1 protein-coding gene is annotated in these 240 nt (G+C 68.3%); it reads right to left on the bottom strand.

Annotated elements, in window-relative coordinates; genetic code table 11:
- Positions 1-240 (bottom strand): hypothetical protein (locus AC0IYH_RS33700; RefSeq protein WP_471838801.1); only part of this gene is annotated, 240 nt, incomplete at both ends.

Raw genomic sequence — 240 nt, forward strand, 5'->3', positions numbered from 1 at the left:
GCCTAAGACGTCTCAGAACGCGTTGGCGGACCTCGATGCTGCGGGCGATCCGCAGCACCGCCTGCACGGCGGGACGATCGCGCGTATCGGGGAAGGAGTGCGCAGGCTGATCGGCGGGATCGGCGACCAGCAACGTGACCGCTGCGCGGTGCCGCTCTGGATAGAACGCCAGCATCGCACAGATTGCCAGCGCCACGCCGAACAGGGTCCGCCGCAAGATCGTGGATCGCAGCGCGCGTG

The organism is Pseudomonas sp. AC463, assembly GCF_979253585.1.